Source organism: Sphingomonas sp. (genome assembly GCF_042096255.1).
GTDB lineage: Bacteria > Pseudomonadota > Alphaproteobacteria > Sphingomonadales > Sphingomonadaceae > Sphingomonas.
In genome coordinates this window covers 1-14,216 of the sequence record NZ_JBELLZ010000012.1, presented here as the reverse complement: position 1 = coordinate 14,216, position 14,216 = coordinate 1, and the positions used below count along the sequence as shown (strand labels likewise).

Annotated in this window: 9 protein-coding genes and 2 pseudogenes; 3 read left to right on the top strand and 8 right to left on the bottom strand. The window is 63.7% G+C overall.

The window, feature by feature from the left end; all coding sequences use genetic code 11:
- The first annotated feature begins 186 nt into the window (after nucleotides 1–186).
- Nucleotides 187–756 (top strand): DUF4142 domain-containing protein, encoded by a 570-nt coding sequence (locus tag ACFDTH_RS04045; RefSeq protein ID WP_375286221.1) that lies wholly within the window; start codon nucleotides 187–189, stop codon nucleotides 754–756.
- 157 nt (nucleotides 757–913) lie between these two features.
- Here the strand turns inward: ACFDTH_RS04045 and ACFDTH_RS04040 are convergent, their stop codons facing one another.
- The 3 genes from ACFDTH_RS04040 to ACFDTH_RS04030 all read right to left on the bottom strand — a co-directional run bounded on the left by ACFDTH_RS04040 (nucleotide 914) and on the right by ACFDTH_RS04030 (nucleotide 5,286).
- Nucleotides 914–1,246, bottom strand: a complete 333-nt coding sequence (locus ACFDTH_RS04040) for a MarR family winged helix-turn-helix transcriptional regulator (protein WP_375286220.1) — start codon at nucleotides 1,244–1,246, stop codon at nucleotides 914–916.
- Between the two features lie 108 nt (nucleotides 1,247–1,354).
- Nucleotides 1,355–4,048: an efflux transporter outer membrane subunit gene (locus ACFDTH_RS04035; RefSeq protein WP_375286219.1), complete on the bottom strand. Its 2,694-nt coding sequence runs from the start codon at nucleotides 4,046–4,048 to the stop codon at nucleotides 1,355–1,357.
- Nucleotides 4,048–5,286: an HlyD family secretion protein gene (locus ACFDTH_RS04030; RefSeq protein ID WP_375286218.1), complete on the bottom strand. Its 1,239-nt coding sequence runs from the start codon at nucleotides 5,284–5,286 to the stop codon at nucleotides 4,048–4,050. The genes ACFDTH_RS04035 and ACFDTH_RS04030 overlap by 1 nt, the downstream gene beginning before the upstream one ends.
- A gap of 110 nt (nucleotides 5,287–5,396) precedes the next feature.
- On the opposite strand from ACFDTH_RS04030, the gene ACFDTH_RS04025 reads away from it, so the two are divergent.
- Nucleotides 5,397–6,254, top strand: coding sequence for a MipA/OmpV family protein (locus ACFDTH_RS04025; protein WP_375286217.1), 858 nt, complete (start codon nucleotides 5,397–5,399; stop codon nucleotides 6,252–6,254).
- 920 nt (nucleotides 6,255–7,174) lie between these two features.
- Nucleotides 7,175–7,483, top strand: a complete 309-nt coding sequence (locus ACFDTH_RS04020) for an AMP-binding protein (protein WP_375286252.1) — start codon at nucleotides 7,175–7,177, stop codon at nucleotides 7,481–7,483.
- 366 nt (nucleotides 7,484–7,849) lie between these two features.
- On the opposite strand, the pseudogene ACFDTH_RS04015 reads toward ACFDTH_RS04020, so the two are convergent.
- The 5 genes and pseudogenes from ACFDTH_RS04015 to ACFDTH_RS03995 all read right to left on the bottom strand — a co-directional run.
- Nucleotides 7,850–8,266 (bottom strand): annotated as a pseudogene (locus tag ACFDTH_RS04015) (IS3 family transposase); the annotation flags it as partial.
- A 168-nt stretch (nucleotides 8,267–8,434) separates the two neighbouring features.
- Nucleotides 8,435–8,594, bottom strand: a pseudogene (locus tag ACFDTH_RS04010) (transposase); the annotation flags it as partial.
- Between the two features lie 147 nt (nucleotides 8,595–8,741).
- Nucleotides 8,742–10,526 (bottom strand): acyclic terpene utilization AtuA family protein, encoded by a 1,785-nt coding sequence (locus ACFDTH_RS04005; RefSeq protein WP_375286216.1) that lies wholly within the window; start codon nucleotides 10,524–10,526, stop codon nucleotides 8,742–8,744.
- Nucleotides 10,523–11,731, bottom strand: a complete 1,209-nt coding sequence (locus tag ACFDTH_RS04000; RefSeq protein ID WP_375286251.1) for a CaiB/BaiF CoA transferase family protein — start codon at nucleotides 11,729–11,731, stop codon at nucleotides 10,523–10,525. The genes ACFDTH_RS04005 and ACFDTH_RS04000 overlap by 4 nt, the downstream gene beginning before the upstream one ends.
- Nucleotides 11,732–11,741: 10 nt before the next feature.
- A complete protein-coding gene (locus ACFDTH_RS03995; RefSeq protein ID WP_375286215.1) occupies nucleotides 11,742–14,168 on the bottom strand; it encodes a TonB-dependent receptor domain-containing protein in 2,427 nt (808 codons plus the stop codon).
- Nucleotides 14,169–14,216 lie beyond the last annotated feature (48 nt).

Sequence of the window (14,216 nt, the reverse complement as noted above, 5' to 3'; positions counted from 1 at the left end):
GCATCGGAACAGCCCCTGCCAACAGCCTTCTTCATAACAGGCGCCATGCACTTCTCCCGTCTGCGCGGGCAGCGACCCGCCCAGGAACACTGACCACCAACATCCAGAAAAAGGAACTGTTTCGTTTCCTTGTCGTTCCGTGAGCTGATTTTGCCCAATGCCAGTCAACACCAACGGAGGGTTTCGATGAAGACTGCGATATTTGCTGCCCTGCTTTCTCTCGCGCCAGTTCCGGTGCTCGCCCAAGCCGTTTCACCGGCCACTTCGGGGACGATGACGAGCGCCGACGTCGGCGTCTCCCCGATTGCCAGCCAGAGCGGGCCCAATTACGTCCTCGCCGCGGCGGATGCGAACCTGTTCCAGATCAAGGCGGCGCAACTCGCCGTGACACGTGCGCAGAGGGATGACGTGAAGGCCTATGCGCGGCGGGTGATGGCGGAAGCGCAGAGCAGCCACAAGGCACTGCTGGCGGCGCTGAAGAACGATCAGCGTACGATCAAGGCGCCGTCTTCGAATCTATCTGCCGACCGTGCCGCGTTGCTGAAGGTGTTGCAGAAGGCCCCGAAGAGCGCTTTCGACAACCTGTACCTGACACAGTCTGCGCAGGTGCAGCAGGCCGCCTGGGCTGTCCACAAGGGCTATGCACAGGACGGAACCGATCCGGCTTTGAAGCAGGTCGCCGGCACTGCCGTCCCGGTACTGGAAAACGAGCTCACCACCGGCAAGTCCCTCACTCCCTCCGGGCTTGCCGGATGAGGTGACCTTCGTCGGACTAGGCCGTTCACTCCCGTCGGCCTGGTCCGGCACCTTTGTTCTAGCTTCCGCTCTGGAGCCTGCTGAACTAGTCACGGGCATCATCATGCATCAGGTGCTGCATCAACATCCAATAGCCCGCCACCGCCCCTTCGCCGGCCTAATGATATGCCCGTGCCATGTTCCGTCGGAGGTCCTCGAAAAGGCCTGTCTCCAGATCTTGACCCTCCCTTGTGAGCGTCAATAGGCGTTGACGCCTGTCGCGCGTTCCGGGCCGAGCATCGATCAATCCCCGCTCGCTCAAGTCCTTCGTCACGCGCCCCAGAGACTGCTTGGTAACTCCGAGAATCTTCAACAGGTCACTCACGGACAGGTCCGGGTATCTACCGACGAAGTACAATACGCGGTGATGAGCGCGACCCAACTTGCGCGCTGCAAGCTCTGCATCCGCATGCGCAAGGTGGGACCGGTGAGCGAAGAACAGCAGGTCCATTCCGCCTCTGACCACGTCATCACGCAGGTACTGAGCAGGCGGAGGACGAAGCGGCGCCTTCACGCGAGCTGCTTAGTGCATTGAATAATCGCCCTTTGCTCACCGTCACTACCATCCCAACCCGATCGATTTCTGCAAGGCGATGAAGGAACGATCAAGCTCACCGGTGGCCTCCAGTACCGACTGTTCCGCCCCCAGCGCAGCGCGTTCTGCCTCCAGGGAGGTGGTCAAGGGGACGGCCCCCTGTCTGAACCGCTGCGCCGCGTACGCGGCCGACTGTCTCGCCCCATTGCGGCTCTCGATGCTCGAGAACAGGTTCCTGCGCTGATTGCCGAAGCGGGTCAGGCTCGTCTCTGCGTCCGCCAGGGCAGAGAGGACGATCTTGCGATACTGTACCTCGGCTTCGTGGCGATCGGCCCTTGCCTGATCGACGCGGGCACGATTCCGGCCAAAGTCAAGGAAACTCCAGTTGATGCGCGGCAGCAGCAGGCTCGACACGTTATCAGGATCGACCACGTCGCCGATGTCAGGGCCTCCGAGGCCGATGATCCCCATGATGCTGACCGAGGGGAACTGCCGGGCGACGTTGAGGCCGATCTGGGCATTCGAGGCCGCCAGCTGTCGCTCGGCCGCGCGGATGTCCGGGCGCCGTCGCAACATCGCGGCAGGGTCGCCAATCGCGACTGTCGCCGGTATCGAAGGTATTGGTGCGGGAGCGGAGAGCGCTGCATCATGCACGCCAGGCTCGTCGCCGGTGAGTAGAGCCAGTTGATCCAATGTCGTGGCGATCTGACCCTCGAGCGGAAGCAGCCCGGCTTCCGTTCGGGTGAGCTCCGTCCTCAGCCGAACCACCTCGTCGCGCGAGGCTGCGCCGCGCTGTTCACGCTGTTGCAGGAGGGTCAGCGACTGTTGCTGGAGCTGTGCGGAGCGGCGAGCCAGAACAAGGCGCTGCTGAAGTTCGCGCAGGGTCACGTAGTTCTGGGCCACCTCAGCGGCCAGGCGCACCTGCGCATCCGCGCGGTTGGCCTCGGCTGCCTGCGCCTGAGCCTGCGCGCCCTCCGCGGCGCGTCGGCGGCCGCCGAACAGATCGATCTCCCACGACGCATCGAGGCCTGCGTTGTAGAATTCGGCCCTGATGCGGTCGGATTGTTCGCCCTCGGGCGGCAAGGCGAGCGAGCCCGCCGGGAGATCGGCGACGATCGCCGTACCCGACGCGGACACCGTCGGCAGCTGGTTGGCGCGCTGTTCGCGTAAGCTCGCCCGCGCCTTTCGTATCCGCGCCTCCGCAATGGCGACGTCCGGATTAGCGGCAAGCGCGCGATCGATCAGTGCCGTAAGCTGAGGGTCGGCCATGCTCTCCCACCAACGTGCGATCGGGGCTTGAGGCAAGGTCACTGCCGGGTCGGCGCGGCGAAACCCTGATCCCGCCCGCTCACCGCTTGCGACGCTCGGAGGGCCTCCGTAGTTCGGGCCGACAACGCATCCGGAGAGCAGTGCGGGGAGAAGAGTCCAGGTAAGTCGCTTCTTCATCAGTGCATCGCCATCTGCGTGCTGGAGGAGATCGGGCGAAGAAAGAGCGCCAATGGCGTCGTGATCGCGATCGCGATCCCGAGTGCGAAAAACAGGTCGTTGTAGGCCATCACCGTGGATTGCTCGAGCAGTTGACCGGCGAGCTGGCGGTATCTGGCCGGCACCGCGAACCAACTGCGAGTCCGTCAGCTCTCCACCGGCCGACTGCGCGGTGAGGTGCCAGTCCATGGCGCAGCTGATCCCGATCAGCGTCATGCCGATGACTACGGCCAACCGGACGTCGAGATATTTGAACGCGAGCGGCAGGAAGGGCATCAGCATGAGGGCGGGAATGCCCGAAACGAAGACAACCTTGCCCGATTGCAGGGCACTGTAGTCGGCCATCGCGGAGAGAAACTGCGGGATCAAGAAGGTGACTCCGTAGAGCACAACGCCGATGACGAGGCTTAAAACGAAGACACTGCCGAATGAGCGGCTGAAGATCAGCGACAGCTTCAGGACGGGGTGCGAGGAACGCACCTGCCCGATAGAAATGAGGGCGAAGCCGAACACGGTTGCCAGCGCGAGCTTCACGATCATGGCGGATTCGAACCACATCTCCCGCTGACCTTCCTCGAGCATCACGGTGAGCGCGCCCAGACCGATCGCGAGCCCCGCAATCCCGAACCAGTCGGCATGACGCAGCTGGTCGAGCCGCAGACGCTCGTGCTTGAGCCCGAGCAGAAGCAGGAGGACGAGCCCGGCACAGACGGGCACGTTGAGGAAGAAGGCGTAATGCCAACTGTAATTGTCGGTGAGCCAGCCCCCGATAATTGGCCCGAGCACAGGGCCGAGGATGGCGGTGCCACCGAAGGCCGCGGTGCCGATCGGCTGCTGCGACGGCGGCAGCCGTGTCGCGATGATCGTCATCGCGGTCGGAATCAGTGCGCCGCCGGTGAAGCCTTGCCCGACGCGTCCGGCGATCATCATCGGCAGCGTCGTCGAGAGGCCGCAAACGACGGAGAAGCCGGTGAAGCTGACCGCTGCACCCAGGAGGAAGTTACGCAGTCCGAACAGCCGCACAAGAAAGGGGCTCAGCGGAATCATGACGATCTCCGCCACGAGGTAGGCAGTCGCGACCCAGGTTCCCTCGGTTCCGCTTGCGCCGATTTCGCCCTGAATGGTGGGGAGCGCGGCATTCACGATCGAGATGTCGAGCAGCGCCATGAAGGACCCAATCGTGCCCGCCGCAACGGCGAGCCAGTCGCGCAGGCCGGCGCGTTCGGCAGCCATCAGCGCCTGCCCTGCGTCTCGCCGCGCGTCAGACGCTCGGTTTCCTGCTCGATTCGCTCCCGGCTGCCCTTGGCGCCGGTCGTGTCCACCGTGACCTCGACCGACAGGCCTGGCCGCAGCACCCGGCGCGCTTCCGGACCCGCCTCGATGCTGATGCGCACGGGCACTCGCTGGACGATCTTGGTGAAGTTGCCGGTTGCGTTCTCGGGCGGGATAAGGGAAAATTGCGCGCCAGTGCCCGGTGAGAAGCTCTCTACGCTTCCGCGCAGCTCGGCGCTGTCGAGCGCGTCCACCTTGATGGATACCGGCTGGCCCACCCGCATCAGCGCGACCTGTGTCTCCTTGAAATTCGCCTCGATATAGAGCTGGTCCGTCGGCACGACCGACATGAGCCGGGTCGCCGGTTGAACAAACTGGCCCGTCCTGACCGCCTTGTCTGCGACCACGCCGTCGATGCTGCTGCGGAGCTCGACCGCGCCGAGATCCGTCGATGCGCGGGCAAGCTGCGCCTCCGCCGTGCCGCGTTGAGCTTCCGCCTGGCCGATGCGCGCCGCCTGCGTCGCGACGCCGCGTCGCGCGGCGAGGTAGGCCGCGCGCTGAGCGCGCAGCTCCGCCGCGGCGCGGTCCCGCTGAAGGACGAGGTTGGCCAGCCGCTCGCGCGACTCCGCGCCTGTGCGCGCAAGCGGCTCGTAACGCCCGACCTCGTTCTCCGCCGCCGCAGCCGCAGCCTCGGCGCTAGCCACCTGGGCGGCCGCCTGCGCGACCCCAGCCTGCTGCTCGTCGAGGGTGCGGCGAGCGGTTGTGATGTTGGCCGCGGCCGCAGCGATCTGCGCCTGCGCCTGCTCTACATTCGCGCGGTAGTCACGAGGATCGAGCACCGCCAGCAACTGACCACGGCGGACGGGCTGGTTATCGGCCACGAGGACGCGCTCGACATAGCCGCCGACCTTCGGCGAGACGGTCACGAAATCCGCACGCACATAGGCGTTGTTGGTCGACTGGAGGTACTGACCGCGCTCGCGGTGGTTCATGTACCAGAAGATCGCCACGATAATCCCGGCGACAAGCGCGGCAATCAGGACATAGCGGATGATCGGATAGCGCTCGAGAAGCCCGGGCTTGTCGTCCTTCTTCTCGGCCGCCTGCCGATCGGCTGCAGGCCGGTCGGGCGAACCTTGCTCGTCTAGATCGCGCTTTTCGGACTCGTGCTCGCCGGACTCGGTCTGGGTGTCAGCCACTCTGCAACCTTGTGATATGTAAACCGTTCCGTATCATACTCGTTGAGCAGAAATGTTTCTACCGTGTTCTCTCGAAGAACCAACCAGAGGCTGGGAGGCCGACTTTTCAGATGAGACTGGCAGATTTAAGGGGCCTGTGCGGACTAGCCACCGCGTCGCTAGGTCTGGTTGCCGCATCGGCTGCAGGTGCCCAATCGAGCGATGCGCCCCCTCCAGACCGATCCCGTCTGACGATCGGCGTTGGCGCAGCCACGCTGCCTGACTACGAAGGAGCCGACAAGAACAATATAACGCCTGGGGCCGTTCTTACCGGCAAGGTCGCCAACCATGATTTCTTCACGCGCGGCACTCAGTTGTATGTCAATCTGGTCCCGAGCCGTTCGGGACCCGGTACCAATTTCGAACTCGGAGTGATCGGAGCGGCGCGGCTCGACCGGACCAACAAGGTCGACAATCTCCAGGTGCGCGCTTTGGGTGAGATCGACACCGCGTGGGAAGCGGGCGGCTATGTCGGGATCAGCCGAACGGGGGTCATCACCAGCGACTATGACACGCTTACTGCCCGGGTTGCCTATGTTCACGACCTGTCCAATGTGCACGACAGCTACGTCGTGACGCCGCAGATCAACTACGCGACGCCATTGTCTACCCGTACGCTCATATCCATCGGAGCATCGGCGGATTATGTGGGGAAGGGCTATGGAAGCACATATTTTGCGGTCACGCCAGCGGGGTCACTCGCCAGCGGCTTGCGGACCTATGCGATCAACGACAGCGGTTGGAAGCGGTATAACCTGTCAGCATTCGTTTTACAGAGCCTGAGCGGCGACCTTCGCCGCGGCTTCGGTCTCGGCGCCGGCGTGCTTTATGGCCGCATGCTGGGCAAGTACAAGCGCAGCCCTGTTGTCAGCGGTGTGGGCGACGCCGATCAGCTCGCCGCGGCGGTCGGACTTACTTACACCTTCTAGGCCGTTATCGGCGCGTGGTTTGGGATAATGTGGGATGCGAAGCTGGGGAGGTGGGAATGCCACCCGGCTTGCTCCCTGCTGGTTGACCGGGCGACCAGCGATTGCAAAGTCCCGAACCTTGTAGCTGTGGGTGAGCGGATTTGGTTAAAGCGTTGGCTACGCGGCGAGAAGGAATCCGGGTAGTCGGACGAGTGTCCCAGAAGAACGCAGCCTCCAGCAAGGCGGCGCAAGCCGGGCAAATGCGTCTGACCTGATCCTCGGTATTAACGAGTCGGGGATCTCACCGTCGGCGGCGTAGTCGATCAGAGACAGGTCAGGCGCGACGATGACGGTGATGTTGAGCGTGCCATCGCTCAGCATCTCTTTGCAAGGTCGTAACGGAACTCGGCGGAGAGCTGGCGAAGCCTCGTGCGTCCATCGCGAAGGTGCCGCTTTATAGTGCGCTCGCTGGTGACCTGCTCCCCGGAAATCGTGCCATTGGTAAGCTATAGCGAGCCGCAGGCATAAAACACCGGGACATTCGGCTCAATAAACGTTTTTTCATTTCAGTGTTGCGCGTCCGCCACTCGGCTACTTGGGGTGGCACTCAATGATGATTGGTTTGGCCGAGATCGTGCGCCCTCTCCGGCGCACATTTTTTCCTCGTTCGAGCAGCAGTAACGCCACGATAGCGTCGCTCTGGCTAGCCACGGGGGTATGCTGACGCTGGGCAGCGCCGAGCGCTTCGGTCGCCTGCTGCCGATCGTCGCCGGAGCGCCGCCCACGCTTCCCGACTACTCCGCTGTTGTTGTCCCCGTCAGGCCTTTTAGGGGGCAACGACACCCGGCAGATACGTCTCCTCGACGATCCGGACCTTCTCCTCCGGTGCCCACCGCCTCCGGCGCTGCACACCGGAAAGAACCTCGCCATCATCGTAACGCCTGGTCGTACCGTCAGTCATATGCCTCACTCTTATCAAGAGCGAGAGCCTGTCGGGTTATTTAGGTGGCCACCTCATTCGCATATTCTGTGACCGGCATGGCGGCTCGACATTTCTGGTCGCCGGCGATGAACGGCTCACTTTCACCGGAACGCATGCCGCGTCCAAAACTGTAGCACTCGCGCTTATGGTTGAGGGTATCATCAAGGGTGACCGCGTCGGCATCGCCATGCGCAATTCGCCGGCATGGATCGTGCCTTACATGGGCATTGTAGTGGCAGGCGACGTTACGACGCTGCTCAACGGCTGATGGTAATCCGAGGAGTTCGCGGCGGCAATAAACGAGGTTTGGATGCACCCTGGTCTTCGCCGATGCCCCGCGAGTAGCCCGGCTGCGCGCTGTATCCCGCCTTTTCGCCCCATCGTCAGCGTGGACGATACCCGCCCGATCGGCGAGGCGCTGGCCGGGGTAACAACGAGCAGTCAACACGACACGCCATCGCCGACAATCGGCGCTGACGACCACGCCACCATTCTGTTTACGTCCGGATCAACCGGGCAGTCCAAGGGTGCGCTTAGGATCATCGCGCGGTGGTGCAGGGAACGTTCGGTTTTCTGTCACAGGCATTGATGATGCTCAGCATCGCCACGGCGGAGGGCAACCCGCCCGACGGTCAGCCCGCAACCGCCGGCCATCGAACAGCGCGTCGGAGACGAAGCCCATCGAACACATCTCGTTGGCCGCCGAAGCCACAGGTTGCCGGTCGCGGTTGGCAGCGCTGACGTTGCGGCGGGGTTTCTTGAGCCGAAGGCTCAGTCCATCATCCCGGTAAAGCCGTTAGACCCTCTTATGGTTCACGGCCCAGCCTTCCCTGCGCAGCAGGATGTAGATCCTAGAGTAGCCATACCGCGTCCGCGTCGCCGCCAGATCACGGATGCGGAGCATCAGCGGCGCCTCGTACACCTTCTTTCAGCGGTAGAATGTCTGCTCCGGGATCCCCCTTCGGCGGATCACCTCCGCCACCGACATACCCGCCTCCGCCTGCTTCAGCGCGAACGCGATCTGCTCCTCCGCATGCCTCGTCTTCTTCATGTCCAAGCTCCTCGCCCAAAGGCTCTACAGGCGGAAACTCTCGCTCAAACTGGATGAAAAACAGGGAGGACGTCACCCGGACGACTGTGCTGTCGATCATGTCGGCGGAGCGGTCCCGTTCGATCAACTCCGACAGCGCTTCGAGTAGCGGGTCGAACACGCGCGTCACCGCCCAGCGGCGGTAGCGGCGAAACACGCTGTTCCACTTCCCATAATCGTCGGGCAGGTGCCGCCATTGGGCACCTGTGCGCGCCACCCACATCATGCCTTCGCAGTACCGCCGATTGTCCTGCGCCGGGCGGCAACCGGGCCCACCCTCGGCCGGCAACAACGGCCGGATCAGCGCCCACTCGTCGTCGGAACCCCCATCCGCTCGCCCAAGCCGGCCTTCAAAAGCCAGCCTTGAATCAAGCAACGAATCAGCCGTCAACCTTTGTCCACGGCTTCTAGCTTCCGCTACCTGACATTCTAACTGCTAGCCGCTTGAATTGCTCGAGAGCAATGCTATTGGTAGATCCACTACTTTTGACCTGATGTACTCACCGAGCGCCTTAGCTTGGGGGTCAAATCGCAAGGTTTCCGTGGCACCGCCATCGAGAAATCCGTGAATGACGAAGTTCAACGCGCGAAGGTTGGGAAGATCATGGCGCTCTACGAGCAGGTCCCGAGTTTCGGGAAGTAGATCGCGAATGACATCGGGCGTCAACTTGGCCTTGAGCCAGCGGTATCCCGCATCGTCGCGAGCCCAGATGCCGACGTTGCCGTTCCCGCCCTTGTCGCCAGAACGAGCATCGAACAGCTCGCCAAGAGGCGCTGGCCGGGAGGCCCCGAGCTCTGCTTCGACCGGCCTTTCGGCGAGAGCTTCCCGCGGCAACGAGGTCACGGAGGGGAGTAGGGCAGGAATTCGGCTACCGTTCGCCAGGACCGCTTCATGGGTCAAGGCGTTCTGCGGGAGCAGACCGGGCCAGTAGACCCCATAGGCGTTCGCGGACCGCGACCCCGTCCGCACGGAAAATAGCCCGGGATAGCTAGCCAGTCCCAGCTCCACGGATGCGTCGAAGAAGGCGCGCCCTACAGCCCTCTCCTCGCCTTTGACCGAGACCCGCAGGAAGGATGTAACGCCCAGTTGATCGCCTGTGGCGTCGCCGCCTCCCCCGATGTGATCGAAGCGGAGCTCATCGATGGCCGCGCCTTGAAGGAGCGCGCGAAAGCCGTCCTCGATAAGCTTGCCTTTCTTCTCCCGATCGAGCCCGGTCAGCACGAAAATCATGCTGTTCTCGAACCCGCCAAGCGCCGTCAGCGCGACCTTGGTCGTGGCAGGCGGCGGCGCGCCTCGGGTTCCCGTCACAAGCACGCGGTCCGCACCGCATTCTTCGAGCCGGATCGTGTCGAGCTGAACCGTGACGTCCGGATTGAGGTAATCCAATCCCTGTATCTCGTAGAGCAGCTGTGCGGTCACGGTCCCGGTCGTCACCGCGCCACCCGTGCCCGCATGCTTGGTGATCACGCATGACCCGGCGGCGTCGATCTCGGCGAGAGGGAAGCCGGGGCGGATCATGTCGGGAATCTTCGCGAAACCCGAGTAATTGCCGCCTGTCGCCTGCGTTCCGCATTCGATGATGTGCCCCGCGACCACGGCCCCGGCGAGCCTGTCCCAGTCACTGGCCATCCAGTCATGCCACCAGATCGCTGGACCTACGATGACCGACGCATCAGTAACGCGGGGACAGATGACGATGTCGGCACCTGCCCTAAGCGCTGCCACAATTCCCCAGGCGCCGAGATAGGCATTGGCGGTCAGCGGCGAGTGGCCCCACTCGGAAAGCGGTTTGCCCGTGTCAAGATGCTCTAGCCGATGCCCGGCGGCTTGAAGATCATCCAGACGACCGAGAAGATCATCGCCTTCGACATGCGCGACATTCAGGGTGACCTGCCGTTTGGCACAGAGATCGCGCACTGCCGAGGCGAGACCTGCCGGGTTGAGCCCACCTGCGTTGACGACAACCTTAACGCCCTGGGCGGCGATCTCCTCGAGCAGCGGATCGATCTGCGTCAGGAAGGTCTTGGCATAGCCCGAGGAGGGATCCTTGAGGCGGTTCTTGGCCAGGACCAGCATCGTGACCTCGGCGAGATAGTCGCCGGTGATCACGTCGACCTCCCCCCCGCGCAGGACTTCCGCCATGGCGCTGAGGCGATCGCCGTAGAAGCCCGAACAGTTCGCGATCCTGACGGGGCGGCGTGACGGTGTGGGTGTCGTCATGTGCGTGCTCCCAAGGCGCCGCTCGCGATTAGCGCGGCGATGCGGTCGTCGTCGGCTCGCAGCAGGTCTTGCAGAACGGCTGCGGCATCGGCCCCGAGGCGGGGCGCTGCGCAAATGGCGTCCACCGGCGAGTCCTCGAGCCGAATGGCCGAACCGGGGACGGGAATCGTGCCGCGAACCGGATGCTCGACGTCGCGGACCATGCCCCGCTCGCGAAGATGGCGGTCGTCGGCGACCTCTCGCACCGTCAGCACGGGAGCCGAGGGCACGCCGTGCTCCGCCAGCCGCTCCACGAGCGTCCATCGGTCCAGCGTGGCCGTCCATTCCTCCACGGCAGCATCTAGCGCATCGATGTTCGCAATCCGACTCGCCCGATCGGCGAAGCGGGGATCGTTCGCGAGAGACTCGCCCCCGACTGCCATGAGGACACCGCTCGCATGACGTTCGCTGACCGACATGATGGCGATATGGCCGTCGCTAGCGCGGTAGACATTATACGGCGCGACGGCGAGCCCGCTGTGCCGGTTGCCCGTGCGCTCGGGAATCGTACTCGATGGATTATTGAAGATCGCGCCCAGCGGTGACGCCAGGGCGGGATAGATGGTGTCGTGCATCGACACTTCAACGATCTGCCCGCGACCCGTCTTCTCGCGCTGGTACAGCGCGGCAGCGACCCCGCCGAAGAGGTGGACGCCGCCCATTATGTCCGCAAACGCCGGCCCGGTCTTCGTCGGGGGGCCGTCCGGGAAACCGGTCGAGGCGATCACGCCCGCCATCGCCTGGACGGTGATGTCCATCGCCGACATGTGCGCATATGGCCCCGAGTTGCCGTAGCCCTTGCCCGAGGCGTAGATCAGCCGCGCATTGAGATCGAGCAGGCTCGCGGGCGGCAGACCCATGCGCTCCATCGCCCCCGGGGCGAAATTCTCGATCACGACGTCGACTTCGCAGACGAGATCGCGGAACAGGCTCCGCCCCGCTTCGGATTTCAGATCGACGACGATGCTGCGCTTGTTCGAGTTCAGCATCATGAACTCATGCGTTTCGATCCGATCGGTCGACCGGTAACGCAGCCGCTCGCCCCCTGGCGGTTCGACCTTGATCACGTCGGCACCGAGCAGCGCCAGGAGGAGACCGCAATAAGGGCCGTTGTAGATCTGACCCATATCGAGGACGCGGATGCCGCTGAATGCCGCCTTGTTCATCAGGTTCACGTCAGAACTTCGCCTGAAACCCAGCCGTGAAGTACCGCCCGATGACATCGTAGAGCGCGAAGTTCGTGCTCCGGTAGCCGCCGTAGGGGATCGTCGGGACGATCGGCGGATCGCGATCGAAGAGGTTGTTCACGGTCGCGAAGAACTGCGCGTTTCCGTTCGCTCCCGGAATATTGAAGCGCGCGGTGACGTCAGTATACCAGACCGGATCGACATGGTTGCTCGCGAAGGTGCCGGGCGCCGCGGTGGTGTCGATCTTGCCGCTACCGATATAGCGTTGCTGGACAAACAGGTCGAACGGCTGGGCGACATAGTTGATCGACAAGGTCCCGCTCCACCGCGGCGTGCCTTGGGTGCCGATGTCGCCCGCCCGGTCGATCGGCGCGGTGCCGGGCAAGGTGGTCTCGTACTTGTCGAGATAGGTAAGAATCGTGCGCAGCCGAACGTTGCCGCCGCCTAGGTCGAAGCCGTAGAGCGCTTCTAGATCGACACCCCGGGTCTTAATCGACGACAGGTTGAGGGTCGGGATCTGGAGCGTGAGTTGCCCTGGATTGGTGATCTGCGCACAAGCGGGGGTGAAGCCGCTGTTGCACTGGTCGATCGTCTGCTGGGGCGTGAGCTGCGCGATCGCGCCGCTCAGCTTGATGTCATAATAGTCGACCGATAGGTTAAAACCGCGAAGGAAGGTCGGTCGGAAGACCGCACCTGCGGTGATGGTGTCCGCGCGCTCGGGCTGCAAATTGGGATTGCCACTGCGACGGCCGATAAAGGCCGTGCTCGCATTGTTGTACAGCACGGTGCCCTGGATGCTCACCGGTCCGGTGAACAGCTCGGACACGTTCGCCGCGCGGATGTCGCGTGAGCGCGTCGCGCGGAACCGGAGAGATTCGAACGGCTCGTACGATCCTCCGACCTTCCAGGCGGTGAGCGTCCCGACCGTACTGTAGTCGATCGCCCGGATCGCGCCGTTGACCGTCAGCGAATGCGCGATCGGCGAGTCCTTCAGCAACGGCGCTTCCAGCTCAATGAAGCCTTCTTTGACGTCATAGCTGCCCTGCAGAGGCTGAGGGTTCGAGAGGTAGAAGGAGCCGCGTTGGCCGACGAAGGACGCGGGCAGGCCGCGGATGCCGACGTTCGAGATCACCGTCTGCGACAGTTCGTCGGATGTCTGGTTCGCACTCTCGCGGCGATACTCGACACCGGCGGCCAGCTGCACGCGGCCAGAAGGCACATCGAAGAGCCCGCCGCGCAGCGTCAGCGAAGCGACGTCCTGCTTCAGCTTGAGCAGCTGAACCGCCGAACCGTTGATCCAGGAGAGTGCCGCCTGCGAGGGAGAGCCTTCGCCGAACAGGTTGATGGGCACACACCCCGGATCGAACCCTTGCAGCGTAGAGCGGCAGACGATCTGATTGTTGGCAGGGTTCACGACGGCATCAGCGGCCGCGAACAGCCGCCGGTAGATGGTGTTGTTGTAGGTCTCTACTCGATAATCGTTGGAGCCGTGAGCGTAATAGCCCTCCGCTTCCCAATTGCCGTTGATCTTCCATTCGAAACCGGCGGTCACCCGCCATGTGTCGCTCCGTCCGTCCACGCGCGCATAGCCGAAGTCGCGATTGACACGGGCGAGCCGGAACGACGTGGCGCCCGCGGCCGCCAGTCGTGTACGAATGTCGTTGGGCAGGAACGCGTTGTCGTTGAAGATCGTGTACGCCGTCCCCGCCGTCTGCGAAGGGCGGGCCAGATCGTAGCTTGAGGTGGACCGCGCCGCCGACCCTTCTGCGAAGACGCTCAGGCCGCTCGCCAGTTCGCCGGTCAGGCGTCCGAAAATGTTGTAGCTCTCCAGCCCGGCCGTGAAGCCGAACTGCGTCGGTGCACCATCGCCGCCGATCATGGTCGTCGCGGTGACCGCGGTCCCGAGCCGGAACGGCGTACTGACGCCGCCGGGCAGGAACTGCGTATTGTTGAGCGGGCCTCCGACGATCAACCCACCGAACGACGCGTTTGAGGCCACGCTGGGTGCGATAAGGCGCGCGGGTGAACCCGTTGGATTGACGATGATGGCGTAGGCGGCGTCGGCCCAAGGGCGCTGCCCGGGCGCGTGAATTTCTCCTGTGCGGCGATATTCGGCGCTTAGCAGCAGATGGGCCGAGTCGTTGAACAAGGAGGAACCGAAGGTGAGCGCGGCCTGCTGGGAAGGACCATCGCCCAAATCGGACACGCCGGCCTGCACCCGTGCCCTCAATCCAGTGAAATCCTTGTCCAGGATGAAGTTGACGACGCCGGCCACTGCGTCCGAGCCGTAGGCGGCGGAGGCGCCGCCGGTGACGACCTCGACTCGCGAGATCAGGTCTTGTGGGAACAGGTTCACGTCGGGTGAGCCCGCGGCACTCGCGGCCACGACGCGTCGGCCATCCAGCAGGGTACGCACCCGATCTGATCGGCGAGCAGCGCGAGCATGGCGGCGGGCACCGCATCC